Source organism: Leptospira ainazelensis, assembly GCF_016918785.1.
Lineage (GTDB): Bacteria > Spirochaetota > Leptospiria > Leptospirales > Leptospiraceae > Leptospira > Leptospira ainazelensis.
The window spans coordinates 37,780-54,778 of sequence record NZ_JAFFPT010000003.1 but is presented as its reverse complement, the minus strand read 5'-3'; the positions used below and the strand labels follow the sequence as shown (position 1 = coordinate 54,778).

The 16,999-nt window shown below is 41.8% G+C and carries 12 protein-coding genes; 10 read left to right on the top strand and 2 right to left on the bottom strand.

Annotation, left to right across the window (positions count from 1 at the left end; all coding sequences use genetic code 11):
- Positions 1–2: 2 nt before the first annotated feature.
- Positions 3–1,952 carry a PAS domain S-box protein gene (locus JWG44_RS00275; protein ID WP_232371405.1) on the bottom strand — a complete coding sequence of 650 codons (1,950 nt, stop codon included), beginning with the start codon at positions 1,950–1,952 and terminating at the stop codon, positions 3–5.
- A 252-nt stretch (positions 1,953–2,204) separates the two neighbouring features.
- On the opposite strand from JWG44_RS00275, the gene JWG44_RS00270 reads away from it, so the two are divergent.
- The 10 genes from JWG44_RS00270 (at position 2,205) to JWG44_RS00225 (ending at position 16,318) form a co-directional block, all read left to right on the top strand.
- On the top strand, positions 2,205–2,645 hold the full coding sequence (locus JWG44_RS00270; protein WP_205272960.1) for an Hsp20/alpha crystallin family protein: 441 nt from the start codon (positions 2,205–2,207) through the stop codon (positions 2,643–2,645).
- A 145-nt stretch (positions 2,646–2,790) separates the two neighbouring features.
- Positions 2,791–5,352, top strand: a complete 2,562-nt coding sequence (locus JWG44_RS00265; protein ID WP_205272959.1) for a cation-translocating P-type ATPase — start codon at positions 2,791–2,793, stop codon at positions 5,350–5,352.
- 409 nt (positions 5,353–5,761) lie between these two features.
- Complete coding sequence (locus JWG44_RS00260) at positions 5,762–8,293, top strand: ATP-binding protein (protein WP_205272958.1); 2,532 nt, start codon at positions 5,762–5,764, stop codon at positions 8,291–8,293.
- A gap of 311 nt (positions 8,294–8,604) precedes the next feature.
- Complete coding sequence (locus JWG44_RS00255) at positions 8,605–10,152, top strand: MASE3 domain-containing protein (RefSeq protein WP_205272957.1); 1,548 nt, start codon at positions 8,605–8,607, stop codon at positions 10,150–10,152.
- A complete protein-coding gene (locus JWG44_RS00250) occupies positions 10,153–10,518 on the top strand; it encodes a response regulator (RefSeq protein ID WP_232371404.1) in 366 nt (121 codons plus the stop codon).
- Positions 10,519–10,632: 114 nt separating this feature from the next.
- Positions 10,633–11,778 carry an Acg family FMN-binding oxidoreductase gene (locus tag JWG44_RS00245; protein WP_205272956.1) on the top strand — a complete coding sequence of 382 codons (1,146 nt, stop codon included), beginning with the start codon at positions 10,633–10,635 and terminating at the stop codon, positions 11,776–11,778.
- Positions 11,779–11,936: 158 nt separating this feature from the next.
- Positions 11,937–13,520, top strand: a complete 1,584-nt coding sequence (locus JWG44_RS00240; RefSeq protein ID WP_205272955.1) for a methyl-accepting chemotaxis protein — start codon at positions 11,937–11,939, stop codon at positions 13,518–13,520.
- A gap of 398 nt (positions 13,521–13,918) precedes the next feature.
- Positions 13,919–14,710 (top strand): DUF1554 domain-containing protein, encoded by a 792-nt coding sequence (locus JWG44_RS00235; protein WP_205272954.1) that lies wholly within the window; start codon positions 13,919–13,921, stop codon positions 14,708–14,710.
- 88 nt (positions 14,711–14,798) lie between these two features.
- The gene (locus JWG44_RS00230) at positions 14,799–15,119 is read left to right on the top strand and encodes a DUF1330 domain-containing protein (RefSeq protein WP_205272953.1); all 321 of its coding nucleotides are present in this window, start codon (positions 14,799–14,801) and stop codon (positions 15,117–15,119) included.
- A gap of 68 nt (positions 15,120–15,187) precedes the next feature.
- The gene (locus JWG44_RS00225) at positions 15,188–16,318 is read left to right on the top strand and encodes a hypothetical protein (RefSeq protein WP_205272952.1); all 1,131 of its coding nucleotides are present in this window, start codon (positions 15,188–15,190) and stop codon (positions 16,316–16,318) included.
- 114 nt (positions 16,319–16,432) lie between these two features.
- Here the strand turns inward: JWG44_RS00225 and JWG44_RS00220 are convergent, their stop codons facing one another.
- Complete coding sequence (locus JWG44_RS00220; protein ID WP_205272951.1) at positions 16,433–16,861, bottom strand: GFA family protein; 429 nt, start codon at positions 16,859–16,861, stop codon at positions 16,433–16,435.
- Positions 16,862–16,999 lie beyond the last annotated feature (138 nt).

The window sequence follows — 16,999 nt, the reverse complement described above, 5'->3', positions numbered from 1 at the left end:
TTTCAGTTTAAGTTTCCCAACTGTTCGTTTTTTGGCGTATCAAAATCCACGGTGACAATCGTTCCTCCATCGGCGTGATTTTCGATTTTTACTTCCGATTCGTAAAGATAAAATTTAAGACGTTCCGATATATTGTTTAGGGTTCGTGAATAGAAATTTTCGGTGTTCTCGATTCCCTTTCCGTTGTCCCGAATTCGGATTCGAGTACGGTTTCCTTCGATCGTAGCTTCCACCGAAATTTTTCCGCCGCCCTTTTGATTTCGAATTCCGTGAATGTAAGAATTTTCGACGATCGGTTGTAAGGTGAGAGGAGGAAGCTGACATTTGCTAAAGTCGCCCTTTTTTACTACCTCGATGTCCAAAAAATCGGAGAATCGGAGTTTGAGAAGTTTCATATAATTCTCCATAAACTCCCATTCGACGTCGAAAGGGATGAGCGCTCTTTGCGCGTTGTCTATTAGAAATCTGTAATTATCCGCAAGCATCAGGATCGCCGAATCTGCGAGTTCGGAATTGGTCTGCAAATAAGAATGAATGATGCTCAACGTGTTGAACAGAAAATGGGGACTCATTCGATCCTGTAACGTTTTGAGATTGTTTTCAGCCAATCTCGCCTTTTCTTCGGTTTCCTTTCGTTCCGAGATATCGTTTCGAATCGCAAGATACTGATGCGGTTTGCCGTTTTCGTCCAAAATCGGAGAAATCGTAGTATCCACCCAGTAGAACTTACCGTCCTTGGATTTATTTTTGATCTCCCCTTTCCAAATCTTTCCTTTCGAAATCGTCTTCCAAAGTTCGGTAAAAAATTCTTTCGGGTGATAACCTGAATTGATGATTCTGTGATTTCTTCCTAAGAGTTCATTTTTAGTATATCCGCTGATATTGCAAAAATTCTGATTTACATAGATGATATTTCCAAGCCGATCCGTGATCGCAACGATCGAAACCGCGTTCAAAGCCGTATGAAAATCGGATAATTCCTTGAGGGAACTTTTTAGGTTTCGTTCCACTTCCTTTGTAAGAGTAACGTCGACTCCGACAAACCAGTGTTTCCAACCTGCGATCGGAAACTCCGTCGAAATATTGGACATCGCAATCGTTTTTGTCTTTCCGGCCTTTGATTTGAGTTCCAATTCCCAATTCTTAAAATCGGAATCCACGCTCTGATGATAGAATCCGGTTGAATTACCGTCTTCTTGAAATCCTAAAAGCTGGTCTTTGAAAAATCGATCTTTTCCGATAACTTCTTCTTTTGCGTAACCGGTCACATTCTCGCATTCGTGATTCCAGGAAAGAATCCGAAATTGTTCGTCTACTGAAAAAAACATAACGGGCATATTCTCGAGAACTTGCCCGATTTTTTCCTCGTTCCCTTGAGGAAACTGAGTTTCCTGCGTGTCCGGTAAAAGTGAGCCCAATTGATAAGCGACACTCTCGATCCATCTTTCTTCTTCGGGAGTTTTGATCCGATCTGAATATAGAACTAAGGCGCCGATTTTTTTTTGATTCATCGGGACGGGAATCCCAAATATGGTTTTAGTAATCGGATCCAAGGAGCGACTAACGTGTTCGTATCGGATTTCGTCTTTGGGATCGTGACTCCAGATACTTTTTTGTTCTCCGAATACTCGTAAAAGAAATCCTTCCGAAGCGGGAACCGAAACTTTTTTGAAATCCTTTGCCGACGATTCTTCGATTTTTTGATTCGTCCTGTGGACGGCTTGGAGACAAAAGGACTTGGAAGCGTCGTCGATCACCCAGACTTCCGCCCGACTCCAGTTCGACAAAGAGGAAATTCTTTCTAAAACATTTGCAAGGGCCCGATCTGCGCGCATTTTGCCGGAGACAACTTTTGAAAAAAGGCCCAATATCTGGAATACGATTTGGACTTCCTTGGGCTCGTTTTTTATAAATTCGAAATTTCGATCCAAGTTATCGGTGATCGGTCCCATGTTTATTTTCTTTTCGATTCATGACTTAAGGGATAAGAAATATCGCAAAGGCGATTTCCTGTAAACTGAATTCCAATTTTTTTCGATTCCCTTTTTCCTCCAGCGATTTCCCGTTTTCCATTCTCCGCTGAAAAAAACTCCCTGTGATTTTGCCGTTTGGCTCCGATTTTCGACGTTTCTCCTATAACCCCTTGACCACGTTTAAAAAAGAAGTTATATCTTTAGAATCTACTTTTATCGAAGGAGAATTTTATGAATAGTGTTACAAAACATTCCAATCGGTCTCAGAGTCTTACCGGTTTGGATCATTTCTTCCGTAATTGGCCCGATTGGAATGAGCTTTTTCACAACGACTGGGTCTCGCACGTTCCTGCAGTAAACGTGAAAAGAAATCCGAGCGGCTACGAGCTGGACTTTGCGGCTCCGGGTTTGGACAAGAAAGATTTTAAGATCGATATCGACGGAGAAATGCTCACGATCAGCGCGGAAAAAGAATCCGAAAACAAAGAAGAAGACAAACAATACAGCAAAAGAGAATACAACTATTCTTCCTTTAGCCGTTCTTTTACGCTACCGGATAGTGTTGATCGATCCAAAATTTCCGCAAAATACGACAACGGCGTTCTCAAATTGAGTCTTCCTAAAAAAGAAGGAACTCCAAAAACAAGTCCCGTTCAGATCGGAGTTCAATAATTCTTATCGTCGACCTCAACGCCTTCAAACTACTAGGGGGCGTCGTTTTTTTGTTTCATTCCGATGATTCGATTTCATCCTGACCGCGTTGTTCATTCTCCTTTTATTCTAAATCATCAGAATCTTAACCAACCGGAACTCATTCATGTCCAATCCCTCCACCGAAAAAAATTTACCTAAGGGTCACAGCTCGAAAGAAGCCGCCGAAAAACTCGAACGTTTTGGTCCGAACGAACTCAGCAGTCAGAAAGAATCCTTTTGGAAAGTGATTCTTTCCGTCATTACCGAGCCTATGTTATCGCTGCTCATCCTCTGCGGAATTTTGTACGCGGTTCTCGGAAATCTGGAAGAAGCCGCAATGTTGTCGATCGCGGTGATCGCGGTCATCTCCATCACGATCTATCAAAACAACAAATCCAAAAACGCGCTCGCTTCTTTAAAGGAACTCGCCCCGCTCAAAGCGAGAGCGGTCCGGGACGGAAAGGTCACCGTTATTCCTTCGGGAGAAGTTGTTCCCGACGACGTTATCATTCTCCAGGAAGGAGACCGGGTTTGCGCCGATGGGTTTTTAACATTCTCCTTAAACCTAAACGTCGACGAATCCCTTCTTACCGGAGAGTCCGTGAGCATTCCAAAAGAATCCGCGGCCGATTCCGAAGAGAATATGCAAAATTCTGCAAGTAGTAAAACCTTTGTTTTTGCAGGAAGTACGGTTGTTGCTGGAGAAGGAGTTTTTCGAGTTACCGCCACCGGTGATTCCACCGAAATCGGAAAGATCGGCAAGGAGTTGAAAAATATTTCCCAATCTGAAAGTCCCCTCCAAGCGGAGATCAGACGATTTACGATCTTCTTTACTTTGTTTGCGGGAGTCCTCTGTGTTTTTCTAATCGTAGGTCTTGGACTTCGTCACGGACGTTGGCTGGAAGCCATTCTTGCAGGTCTTACCTTTTCGATGGCCGTTTTGCCGGAAGAGATTCCGGTAGTTCTGAGCGTCTTTTTTTCGTTAGGCGCATGGAGAATTTCCAAAATCGGAGTTCTGACAAAAAAACTAAGCGCTATTGAAACGTTAGGCGCCGCTACCGTGCTTTGTGTGGATAAAACGGGAACCCTCACCGAAAATAATATGAAGGTTCGAGGTTTGTATTGCGAAGGCGAACATCTGGAATGTAATTCCAAACTTTTGGAAATCCCCGAGAAGTTTCATTCTCTTCTTGAGTTTGCGCTTCTCGCTTCGAAAAAAGATCCTTACGACCCGATGGAAAAAGCGATTCTGGATTTGGGAATCACCTTTCTTTCAGGAACTGAACACATTCACTTCGATTGGGAGTTAAAAAAAGAATACCCTCTTTCGCCGAAACTGATGGCGCTAAGTTATGCGTGGTTGTCTCGGGAAAATAACGACGTCCTTTTTATCGGAGCCAAGGGCGCCCCCGAAGCAATTTTCGATCTTTGTCACTTTTCGGAAGAATTGTTAAACGAATGGGGAAACGTCGTCGAAAAATATTCTTCTCAAGGTTTTAGAATTTTAGGAGTAGCAAAATCGAAATCGAAAACTCGGGGAATCCCGGAAGATCAACACGACCTTAGTTTCGATTTTTTAGGTTTGATTCTTTTAGAAGATCCGATCCGAGAATCGGTTCCGGCTTCCGTTTCGGAATGTAAACACGCGGGTATCAAAGTTGTGATGATCACCGGCGATCACGCTGGAACCGCAAAGTCCATCGCGGATCAAATCGGATTTGATCGTTCCGAAACCGTCATAAGCGGAGACGAGCTGGATAACCTCTCCGACGACGAACTCGTTTCCCGTCTGGATCACGTTCGTATCTTTTGTAGAATCAGACCTCATCAAAAATTAAAAATCATCCGTTGTTTTCAAAGTAAAGGAGAAACCGTCGCGATGACGGGTGACGGAGTAAACGACACCCTCGCCTTACACGCTGCCCATATCGGAATCTCCATGGGCAAACGTGGTACCGACGTCGCTAGAGAGGCTTCCGACTTAGTCTTGTTAGACGATAATTTTTCCTCGATCGTAAAGGCGGTTATGCTCGGGAGAAGAATCTACGAGAACATTCAGAAAAGCGTTTCCTACATCATCTCCGTCCATATTCCGATCATTGGTATGTCCATACTCCCCGTTTTTACCGGAGATCCTCTGTATTTTTTCCCGGCCCATGTCTTATTATTGGAATTGATAATCGATCCTGCATGTACTCTCGTGTTCGAAGGAGTGGACGCGGAAAAACATATCTACGTTTCTCCTCCTCGAAGGGGAAAAGACAGTCTTATGAGTTTTCAGAACGTTTCGGCCAGCTTACTGAGGGGTGGATTGATTTTATTCGTACTCGTCGGTCTTTCCTATTGGGGTAAACACGAAAACTGGACATTTGAAAAAATCCGAGCTATGGCTTTTCTCTGTTTAGTCTCTTCCAATTTGGGAATGATTCTGATCCATCTTTCCAAAGACCTTCCTTTTTATAAGGTTCTTTCGAAATCGAATACGACTTTCTATTGGATCAGCGCTTTGACGATTCTTATCCTAACGATTATCTTTCACGTCGATCTGTTGACTCACCTTTTCGGCTTCGTAATGATTTCCTGGATCGACGTATTCTCCTCGGTCGCGCTCGGCCTAACCGTAAGTCTCCTCTGGGAAGTAAAGAAGATCCGGTCACAATACGGCGGTATTGAATCATCCGAATAATTTTTTCTTATTTTTCCTTGAAGCAGTTTAATAAGATCGATTCTTCTTCCAGGATTTTTCACTCAAATACGTTCACTCCGGTCCTTGAGCCCGTTTCCTGGATAAAGATACGAGTCGGCACTTTGAATCTTATCCGGACGTCCTTGTATCAGTCTCACTCGATTTCACCAAATGTTTTAATTCTTAGAAAGTGAAAGAATTAGAACGATAGATCCGTCTTAAAAACCGCCGAATCATTTTTTGTAGTTTGGCGGTTTTTCGTATTCGTTTTATAGAACCGGGATATAAGAATTTTAAAAAACATTTCCCTTATTGTAAATTTTTGCAATAATCTAAAAGAACATCAACGGGTATGATTCTCCGCTCCGATCGTATGTTTGAAAGGATCGAATTCTCTTAACAAAATCAAATGCGCTTCAGTAATTCTAAATTTCTCCTACCCCTCTTCTTGATTTTATCGTTCTATATTTCCTGTAACAACGTTGAAGAAAAAAATACGATTCAAATTAAAAATGGTCAAACGAATCTTTCCGATTGGGATCCGAACGTTGAAATTGTAAACCTAAAAGGAGACTGGGAATTCTGTTGGGACCGGCTGATCCCTCCGGATGCGGATGAGAGTTTTTGGAAAGAACACTGCGACGGTTATCATCCCGTACCGTCCTATTGGAAATTTTATAAGATTCCGGAAAAAAAAATCACACCGTTCGGAAAGGCTACCTATCGGGTCAAAATCAAACTTCCGAAATCCTTTCCAGGATCTTACGGAATCAGCTGGACCGAAATTCTTTCAGCATTTGAAATTTTTGTGAATCAAAAATCCGTAACAAAGGTCGGTCAAGTAGGAACGAGCTACGAAAGTATGATCCCCGCCGTCAAACCCGACCGAGTCAATATCGGTTTTATACAAGATGAAATCACGATCGTAGTCTGGATTTCGAATTATAACCATGAGAACCACGGTTTCTGGCGTCCCTTGTATTTAGGAGAATGGAATCAAATTCGAGACACGCAGATAAGACATTTTCTCGTCGAAATCGCAAGTTTTTCATCCATCTGTCTGGTCGGACTCTATCATCTTATGATCTTTCTTTTTCGAACCCGTTCGAAAGAATACTTATATTTCTCGCTCTTTTGTATCCTGATGTCTTTCCGACAACTCAGCGGAGAAAATCACACGCTGCTCCTCTTTTTTCAAAACATGAGTTTTGATACTTATATAAGAATCATCTATTTCGTGGTGGTCACGATAGGAATTTCGATGTGTATGTTTATCAAAGCACTTTTTCCGGAGGAAGTCTCGAGCAAATTTATCTATTCCACGATCGGAGTTTTCTCCACGTTTATCCTTGCTCTGATTTTACCCGTAAACGTATTCACAAAATTTTCGGAAGTCGAGTTCACGCTCATCGGACTTCTTCCGCTCGGTTTAAGTCCTTATATGATTAAAGCCTGGAGAAAAAATCGGGAAGGGGCTTTTGTAATTTTAGTAGCTTATCTCATTTTTTCAGCCACCGTCGCCAACGATATCCTGTTTACTCTGGGATATATTTCTACCGGATATTTTTCGAATATAGGAGTAATTCTTTTTATCCTTTTGCAAGCGAGCGTACTTGCAAAAAAACTCACAAAGGCGATCGCGAATTCGGAACGATTGGCGATCGAGTTGGAATCCACTCTGAAAGAAAGTCTTCAGACTCACAGTGAGTTGATGAAATTAAAAGAATTACAAAATACAGACTTAGAAACTCAAGTTCAAGTAAGAACCCAGGAACTCGTAAAGGCCCGGAACGAAGCGGAACTCGCAAACAAAGTAAAATCGCAGTTTCTCGCGACGATGAGTCATGAGATCAGAACGCCTCTAAACGGAATCATAGGTTTGATCGAACAATTCAAATCCACACCTCTCGATAAAAACCAAGAACAGATCCGAAGTCTCATCCAAAGCAGCGGAGAAACCTTGTTTAAAATCATCAATGACATTTTAGATTATTCTAAATTAGAAGCCGATAAAATAGAACTCGAAATCGGCGAAATTTCCTGGAAGATGATTATGGAGGAAATGCGGGGAATTTTTCAATATCAGGTAGCTCAAAAAGGTTTAGAATTGAACGTTGTTTACGCCCCCGATTTTATAAATTCCGCAATGGGCGACGAACATCGAATCAAACAAATCCTGTCGAACCTTCTTTCCAACGCCGTCAAATTTACGGATTCCGGAAAAGTCGAAGTGATCCTGGATTCCGAAATTCTTAAACCCGACGGGCAAATCCGTTACACGATCCAAGTCGTCGATACGGGAATAGGAATCCCGAAAGAAAAAATCGATCTTCTCTTTCAGAAATTTTTTCAGTTGGATTCTAGTATTTCAAGACGATACGGAGGAACCGGGCTCGGATTGGCGATATCAAAAAAATTGGTGGAACTGATGTTAGGAACGATCCGCGCTTTTAAAAACAAAAGCGGTGGTTCCACGTTTGAGTTTACGATTCTGTTATCCGAAATGAGTTCGGGCAAAACACAGAAACCAAATCAAGAATTCGATCTTTCGGAACTTGCACCGGATACAAAAATTCTCATCGCAGAAGACGATGATACCAACGTTTTTCTTCTGGCTCGTATTTTAGGTAAATTGAATATTTCTTACGAGGTCGCAAAAGACGGTTTAGAAGCCGTGGAAAAGACGAAAAAAAAAGATTTTGATCTGATTTTTATGGATATCAACATGCCCCATCTCGACGGGATCACCGCTTCCGCGTGGATTCTGAGCGATCCGAAGATCGTAAAAAAACCGGTCATCATTCCGATTACTGCGGACGTTTTACAAGAAGACAAGGCGAAATGTAAGGAAGCAGGTATGTCCGGGTTTCTAGCAAAACCGTATTATAGGAAGAATATCGAACAATTGATCTACGAGTGGTTGATCGTTCGCAAACGATAAGACCTTCCCTTGTCACTCAAGCGGTTCTCTTTGCGATACATTCTTAGGAACGTTGCCGTCGTCTCAGTCCGGAGGGAATCTCCAGAGATCGATTTCCAAGAAAATTTTTAAGATTTCATTTCGTCAATATAAGAGAAAGCGGTTCCGCAAATTTAATACTGGACAAACGAAATAATTTGTTTATTTTCCTTTGTTTTAATAAATTCGTTTTCAAATCAATAGGAAACGAATACGCGGAATGATCTGAAATCGCAGTCCTATATTGGATTCAGGTTACGATTCATAAAAAAGATAGAAACAAGTTGAAAACAATGACCTCAAATATTCCGAATCGAATGAATTCGATTTCTCTAAAAAAGCTTTCCCTTCAATTTTTAGCGTTGATCATCCTTGCTTCTCTTCCAATTCTCGTTATCCAGAACCTTCCTTCTCTTCTTCAATACGACGTAACAACTCCCGTCTATCTTGTATTTCATAATATCGCCGAGGTCTTTAGTATCACGGTGTCCATTTCGATTTTCGGACTCGGTTGGTTTACATACAAACGGACTCGGGATTATCATTCCCTTTTTATCGCCGTCTCCTTTTTAACCGTCGGTTTGATCGACTTTATGCACGCGCTGGCCTATTCCGGAATGTCCGATTTGCTTACTCCGAACACTCCAAACAAATCCACACAATTTTGGATTATGGCGAGAATCGTAACCGCGGTCGGAATTCTATTGAGCTCATTTTTTTATACGAAAAAAAACTCGCTTCGGATCAACGGCTTTTGGCTTTTATTTTTTTCCCTTTCGTTTTCTTTTATAATTCTTTATTTCGTGAGTTTTCATCAGGAGAATCTGCCGGAAACTTATAAACAGGAATACGGTCTCACTAAAATTAAAATCAATCTTGAGTATTTTATCATATTCTTAAACTTCGTTTCCTTGATAATTCACACAAAAATTTATCTGAATTCAAACGATAACAATCTCAAATATCTTTTATCGGCCCTAATCCTTTTTATTTTTTGCGGTTTTTCGATGACGATCTACAAAAACGTATTCGATACTTATAGCGTACTCGGACATATCTATAAGATCGTTGCGTTCTACTTGATTTACAAATGTATCTTTATCGCCTCGGTAAATCAACCCTACGATTCCCTTCTTTTTATCAACAATCGACTCGAAAACGAAATCGTGGAACACGAGAATTCTAAAAAGAAACTGATCCAATCTTTGAACGAAAAAGGAATTTTAATTCGGGAGCTCTATCATAGATCGAACAATACAATGCAGTTGATTCGCAGTATGATCAACCTTCAGGCCGGGAATTATATCAAAAACGAAGACATTGACGAACTCGTGAGTAAGACGGAAGAACGTATCCAAACCATCTCGATCGTACATCAAATCCTATTCGAATCAAAAGATCTTTCCAGTATTTCATTGAGGAAATATATTGAAAAGTTAATCCAATATGTACTTTCACGAAATCAAACGGTGTCAAAGGATTTAAAAATTCTTTATGAGATCGAGGATCAGCAGGTCTTGTTGGACATTGCGATTCCTTTCGGTTTGATCCTTTTGGAACTGATATCCAATTCTTTAAAACACGCATTTCCGGATCCGGCTTCCGGACTCGTTCGAATTACGATTCAAAAACTGAAGTCCGGTCAAACCTTGTTCGAATATTCCGATAACGGAATCGGGATTTCAAATCCTGTAGATCCGAAAAATATCGATAAACTCGGTATGAAATTGATTTACGGAATCGGAGAAGGACAACTCCACGGAAAGATATCGATCGAAAATCAGCCTAACTTTTCTTTTAAACTAGAATTCAAAAACGATCAATATGTCCCGCGGGTTTAAATGAAATCTCAGATAAAAATTCTTATCGTCGAGGACGAGTTTTTAATCGCGCTTCTTATGCAGAAAGAGTTAAAACGGCTCGGTTATGAAATTACCGATCACGTTTCAACCGGTGAAACCGCAATCGAAAGCGTAAAAATAAATCCGCCCGACGTCATCCTCATGGATATCAACCTAGGCGGCGTTATGGACGGAATTGGAGCCGCGAAACAAATCCGTTCCTTCCAATCGATTCCGATCATTTTTGTTACCGGTTATACGGATCTCGAAACAAAAGAAAAAGCCGAAAGTATCCATCCCTTAGGTTATCTGCTAAAACCCGTCGAAATCAATCAGATCAAAGAAATTATCGAATCCAAAATATAGGAACCTGGATTTTGCTTGAATCGTTCTTCTATTTATCGTTTTCTTTAAACCGACCTCGAATAATTTTTATTAAACGAAATCCGAGAAAGTTTTTCCAAAAAGGAATCAGGAAGAATGCCTACACACAATCCGGCCGTAACGGTCCGTTTGACTCGAAAAGATTTTCTCGCAAAAGCCGCGGTTTTAGGCGCCGGAGCGGCGCTCACCTCCTCATTTCCCCTTTGTAGAGGACTCGATTACAGAGACGAAGTCGATCGAATTCGAACAAGATCCTTTATTGATATTTCCGGTATCGACGGAAAAATGTTGGACATCGTGCGTTATGCGACACTCGCTCCTTCCGGGCACAATTCTCAACCCTGGAAATTCTCCATCAAAGAAAATACGATCCGGATTTTTCCGGATTTCACGCGCAGACTTCAAGTTGTGGATCCGGACGATCGGGAACTCTATATCAGTCTCGGTTGTGCGCTCGAAAATCTTCTGATCGCTTCCGAACAGGCAGGATACATTCCGAAAGTCGAATATTTCCCCGCGGAGGAAGAAAACGGTTGTATCCGGATCACCCTCGGTAGCAAGGGAATCTCAAACAAAAACGAAACTCTTTTTCAAGCGATTCCGTTAAGACAATCCACTCGAAACGAATACGACGGCAAAGCCCTATCCGTTTCGGAATTAAAAAAATTAGAATCCATTTCAAAAGCAGAGATGATCGAAACTCGGATCTTTACCGATAAAAAACAAATCGAACCTTTGATAGAATACGTAAAGGAAGGAGATCAAATCCAAATTTCCGATCCGGCGTTTTACAGGGAACTCAAAGATTGGATTCGATTCAGCGAATCGGAAGCGATCGAAAAAGGAGACGGCCTTGCGACAATTTGTACCGGAAATCCTTCAGTTCCTCGTTGGTTCGGTCAATTTCTTATGGACGCTATCGTAAGCGGAAAAAGCCAAGGAAATCTAGATGAAAAATTAATCCGAAGTTCCGCCGGGATACTGGTCTTTACTTCTCAACAAAACGATAGAGAAGCATGGATCGAAGTCGGACGCGCTTTCGAACGTTGGACGTTACTCGCCACTTCTCTCAACGTCAAGTCCGCCTTTATGAATCAACCCGCCGAAATTCCCAAACTCCGCGCGCAACTCGGAGAACACTTAAACTTAGGAAAAGCCCATCCTCAACTCATCGTTCGTTTCGGATACTCTCGGCCGATGCCCTATTCTCCGCGTCGATCGCTCGAACAAGTGATTCTTTAAACTAAAATTTTCAAAAATACGACGCCCTGTGAAAAAAATGATTAAGAACTTATAAGCAAGCGCCTTTTTTACGTTCGGCCACTTATAATTTAAGATTTTCGATTCCAAAAAGATTCAAAATTAAATTGAGCGTGAATCGGGTCAATGTAGAAAGCAGAATGCTTTCAAGAGATTCTAAAACACAATGGACGGATCGCGATATCATAGCTTCCGGTCCCGCTTATATCAATTGGATCCGATTGATTCTAATCGTTCTATTTTATGTTTCCATAACCGCTTCTTGGAAACGAAGTACGGTTACACAAAACACTTTTTATCTTTTAGGGGTCACGAGCATGTTGGTCTATGCTCTTTATAGTCTTTATAAGATAAAGGTTTACGGTAAGATTTCGGAAAGACAGAGCCAGCTTTTTATGATCCTGGATGTTCTGAGTCTATTTTCTACCATGATCGTGGTCGCCGCGGACATTCCGCAAAATTCCGGAGTGATCGTAAAAGGACAAATTTTTTACGGAATTTCCTATCTTTACATCATTTGTGCCGGGCTTCTTTTGTCTCCGAATTTCGTACTCGTCATCGGATTGCTCACTTCCGTGACTCAATCGATCATAATCGCAGTCGCGGTGCAATACGGCCTGCAAATGGTGGACGATCCCGTACTCGCCGCGTCGGCAAGTTATGCGTCCATGTCCGAACAAATAATGAAGATTATCTTTCTATTTACCGCTTCTCTGATCGTCCGTTTTTTAGTGAGCCTCTTTTTAAAATTAGTTCAGAATTCGGAACTGAGACAAAAAGAATTGGAACATTCACAAAAAATCATGAACGATAAAACGACCAAGATGCGAGAATCAGCGCGTTCCTTACGGAATTCTTCTCAAAACCTAAAAGACTTTATGAAGGATTTTACCCAAGTCGTCTCCGATCACGCTTCCTCTTTCGAAGAAATCAGCTCGACCATGGAGGAATTTCAGTCACAAACGGAAAGTTCCGCGGAAACGGTACAGAATCAATTTCAGAATATCGAAAACTTAGTGGTTCACAGTCAAAATCTCAAATCGATTATAGAAAAAATCACCTCGTTCAATCAACATCTCGATCGGAGTTTGGAAAAACTAAGAACCGCCGGATCCACTGTGAACGGATTCGTCCAGGAACTTTCCCATTCTTTATTTGCATTGGGAGATTCGTTTCGAAGCGTGAGCGACGTAAATCAAATCATGTCCGACGTCGCGGATCGAACGAATCTACTTTCGTTAAACGCTTCGATTGAAGCCGCAAGAGCGGGTAACGCGGGAAAAGGTTTTGCAGTGGTGGCCCAGGAAGTTTCAAAATTGGCGGAAAGCAGCGCGAAAAACGCGGATTTGATCTCCAATATCATCAAAAAATCAACGAACCACGTTTCCTCGGGACAAAAATCGGCGGAAATCACGGCGGAACGTTTCAAAGAACAGGATTCCCTGTTTCACGAATTCGTCTCTCATTTCGAAGAATTCACCCGACTCTTCCGCGAGCAGAACTCCATCAATTCTCAATTCTTTTCTAATTTAGATTTTTTGAAAGCGCTCTCCTCGGAAATCGAACTCGCTTCCAAGGAACAAAGAGTCGGTCTTCGCGCGATCGTAAATTCCATCAACGATCTTCAGACTTCGATGGAATCCTTGACGGCCAAAAGTGAAAACCTTTCCGGAATCATCTTAGAATTGGACGTACAATCGGGAGAACTTACAAACAAGGACTAAGACGGGTTTTTTGAAAGTTTGATTTTTTTTATGGGAAGAAAATTCCTTTTAGGCGAACAAAACGGAATCCGAAAATCGTTAAAAACGTTTTGGATTCCGTTCTTCGTTTCAAAAAAAACGAGAAAAGATAAGAATTTAGAAAAGGATCAGAGCCGATCGAACATCCCGTTATAAATCATCGATGAAACTTACAGCGTGTCCCAAAACTCGATTATACTTTATCAAAAAGATCAAGCTGCAAGAATCTGTCCCTGTTTTGGGACAGATTCTTATAAACTTCTCATTTCGACTAACGACCGTTTATTACTAAATTAGTAACGTTCATTCCCTTTGTGACCTCCAAAAATCTTTTCCAAGGATTTATTGTATAATTATCATTTGTGAACTTGTTCTGATAAATGAGACCAAGTTATACTTGGTTGAATGGGAAAACGATGAAGAGCCAATTTTTAAAATTGCCAGTATCCATTTCGATCATTCTTTTATTTACAACTTTCTGCAGTGAAGCCGAACGATTGGATACGGATGCGCTCAAAAATCCTCTGGTCGTATTGATCGAACCCTCTCGTATCTTCAGTCCTTCTTCTTCCATCCATACCGACCTTCCCACTTGTAGTACGACAAAGGGCCCCTGTTATATCTTCGAACTCTACAACATCGCGGGTGTACTGACAAACGGCGCGATCGGAGGTGTCACGGGCGCCGATACCCTTTGTCAAAACGCGGCTGCAACTCTCCCCTCCGCTTTCGGAAGTCCGAGCGAATACAAGGCGATGATTATGGATGAATCCGGTGCAAGGGATCTGACTCACAATTGGGTTTTGTATCCGAACACAAAGTATCTCAATATAAAAAAGAGCACCTTAAACCCGAATGATAGTCTAACGGTTTTTACTACCGATTCTCAATCGATGTATTTAGGAACTCTTGAGAACAGCGTTATCGTGGACGGGGCTCGTCCCCCCAATACGTATACGTTTACCGGAATCAGAATCGATACTCCTTCTTCTCCCGGAATCTGGTTGCCCGGAGAAGGAAGAAGCTGTTTTAACTGGACAAGTACCGCCTTAGGCACGACGTATGGTTCCCTCGGCGAACCGGAGCAACTTTCAAATTACTTTATCGATCGGGGTTATGGCTCGGCGACCGCTTGCAACACCCAACACGGGATTTACTGTGTCCGACAATGACGTTCCATCCGGATTCTTCATTCTTATCTCTCTTGACTTTTGAAAGTAATGAGAGAAGTTTTCCTCAACACAAAACCGATCGGGTAAAATGAAATACTATTCAGTCGCAGAAATCAATATAACAAGCGTTCGGTGGATTCCGGCGTATGTCCGCAACGTGACCAAGCTGGTGGAAAAAAACGGCGGAAAATATCTGGCTCGCACCGCGAACATGGAAAAGATGGAAGGAGAAAGAAAACTCCCTCAACTTTTTCTTCTCATTGAATGGCCTTCAAAAGAGGCGGCACAAACATTCTACAATTCGGAAGAATACAAACCCTTTCTTGAAAGTCGTCTCAAAGGTTCTCAAAGCGAATTCGTTCTGGTTTGCGGGGAAGACGTAAATCAAATCGCGGAAATACCCAAATAAAAGATAGAATTCTGTAACCCATATCTTAGAATCGACCCCGTTGATTTCCCGGATGTAGGTTATAGACTATGAAATATGTTCTTTCCATTCTTCCTTCGTTTCTTTTCCTCCAGTGTTACTTGCATCATGCGAACGTAAACGGAGACGGTTTCGGAGCCAAGAGTCTAAATCCGTTTCAACGTTCCGCTTCTTTCCAGGGAAGTGTGGCGGTAAGAATCGACTTCGACGCCTCCAGAAAGGAGACCGCGATCGAGGATATGAAAGGAAAAGGTCTGAATGTTTCCGTTTCCACCCAAGACATCGAGAGTTATTATTCTCCGGAAATTCTTTCTCAATTTAGAAAGAGTCCTTTATTTCTCTTAAATCCGAACTCACGAATTCTGATTCGGATTCGATCCTCCGTGGAGGAAGTAAAACCGCCGGTTCTTTCCGTGATCGCGTTTCTTTTTACAGTGGGTTTGTTTCCTATGATCGAAAGAACAAACGGAAGAGTGGAATTCGAAATCTACGAAGAAAAGACGGACCTCGTTTTGAAAAGTTATAAGTATCCGATCGAACATCGTTCCCTCTTCGGATTTGCGCCTGTAGTCTTGGGACCGATCGTTCCCGCATTCAGCGAACGATTCGATCATTCTCAGAATAAGAAAAATTTTGCGATCATGAGAGTCGCGTTTCAACAATTCGAAAAAGATCTTAGCGCGGACCTGGCTCAATCTAAAGAATTCAGCGCTCATTTTTCACAAGGAGAGGCTCACCGCTTTGCATTTGTTTCACTTGCGAAAACGACCGATCAAGATTTTGGTATTTTTTCGGACGTATATACCACTCTCGAGAAAAATTTTTTAAAACACGGAATCTTTTTGGTCGAAAGAAAACGTTTGGATCAAGTGATATCCGAAATCCAACTTTCTCTTTCCGGGATTACAAACAGCTCAAGGTTGCAATTGGGACGCCTCTTGGACGCGGACCGTTTGATTCTTTTGGATAACTTCGAATATTCTCCTTTTGATTCCAAAGCCTACCGAGGAGGGTTTTCGTTTTCGATTCGTTGTGTCGACGTTCAAACCGGAAAGATAATCTGGTCCGAACACATTCAGGAAAAAATTTATTCGGATTGGAACAAGTCTTTTCCTTATCAAATGGATAAAGCCATCTCCAAACTGATCGCTACTTTGCGAGAAAGAGGAGAACTCTTATAAGCAGTTTTTAAACTTTAAAAAAAGACCTCTCCGCATTCCAAGGTTCGAATCGAGATTCATTCCGAAAGAATACGAAGAGGTCTTGATCATTTAGCTTTCACAAAAACAAACTCTCTATTCCGAAACCGATAATCCGGAACCTCCGAGTTCGGAAGGAAAGTCCTTCAACTTTAACAACCCGTCTTTCATAGGGAGAACGGTTTCAACATAGTTGACGTGAAGTCCCGGATTGAATTTGAAGTTTGGAATCGTCGAAGGATAGACGTCGATCAACCCGAACGGCGGGTGAAACGTCATAAGATGCCCCCCGCATTTCGTACAAAATTGACGATCACTTTGTTGAGTTTGCATAAAACGACCGACAAACTCGGCTCCCTTCAAAACTTTTACGTTCTCCGGCTTCCACAGCGTAAAAGCGGTCACAGGCGAGGCAGACCAAGTTCTACACGAACTACAATGACAATACCCCATCGCCTCGGGAGCCCCCTCCACCTCTATTTCAACGGCTCCGCAGAAACATTTTCCCGTATTTGTATTTGCCAATTTATCTCTCCTTTTGTTTCGACCGCGATTCGTAGGAAATTCTAAATTCGATTATTTACAACGGTTGATAATACATTATTATTTTGGAATATTCTTGATGTATTGTTTTTTATAATTGAAAAAGAATCCGAAACGTCT

Excerpts from the sequence above, each read along its gene's own strand:
- JWG44_RS00275 (WP_232371405.1), bottom strand. The coding sequence starts at position 1,952 with ATGGGACCGATCACCGATAACTTGGATCGAAATTTCGAATTTATAAAA.
- JWG44_RS00225 (WP_205272952.1), top strand. The coding sequence starts at position 15,188 with ATGAAATATGTTCTTTCCATTCTTCCTTCGTTTCTTTTCCTCCAGTGT.
- JWG44_RS00240 (WP_205272955.1), top strand. The coding sequence starts at position 11,937 with ATGCTTTCAAGAGATTCTAAAACACAATGGACGGATCGCGATATCATA.
- JWG44_RS00250 (WP_232371404.1), top strand. The coding sequence starts at position 10,153 with ATGAAATCTCAGATAAAAATTCTTATCGTCGAGGACGAGTTTTTAATC.
- JWG44_RS00255 (WP_205272957.1), top strand. The coding sequence starts at position 8,605 with ATGACCTCAAATATTCCGAATCGAATGAATTCGATTTCTCTAAAAAAG.
- JWG44_RS00260 (WP_205272958.1), top strand. The coding sequence starts at position 5,762 with ATGCGCTTCAGTAATTCTAAATTTCTCCTACCCCTCTTCTTGATTTTA.
- JWG44_RS00265 (WP_205272959.1), top strand. The coding sequence starts at position 2,791 with ATGTCCAATCCCTCCACCGAAAAAAATTTACCTAAGGGTCACAGCTCG.
- JWG44_RS00235 (WP_205272954.1), top strand. The coding sequence starts at position 13,919 with ATGAGACCAAGTTATACTTGGTTGAATGGGAAAACGATGAAGAGCCAA.
- JWG44_RS00230 (WP_205272953.1), top strand. The coding sequence starts at position 14,799 with ATGAAATACTATTCAGTCGCAGAAATCAATATAACAAGCGTTCGGTGG.
- JWG44_RS00270 (WP_205272960.1), top strand. The coding sequence starts at position 2,205 with ATGAATAGTGTTACAAAACATTCCAATCGGTCTCAGAGTCTTACCGGT.
- JWG44_RS00245 (WP_205272956.1), top strand. The coding sequence starts at position 10,633 with ATGCCTACACACAATCCGGCCGTAACGGTCCGTTTGACTCGAAAAGAT.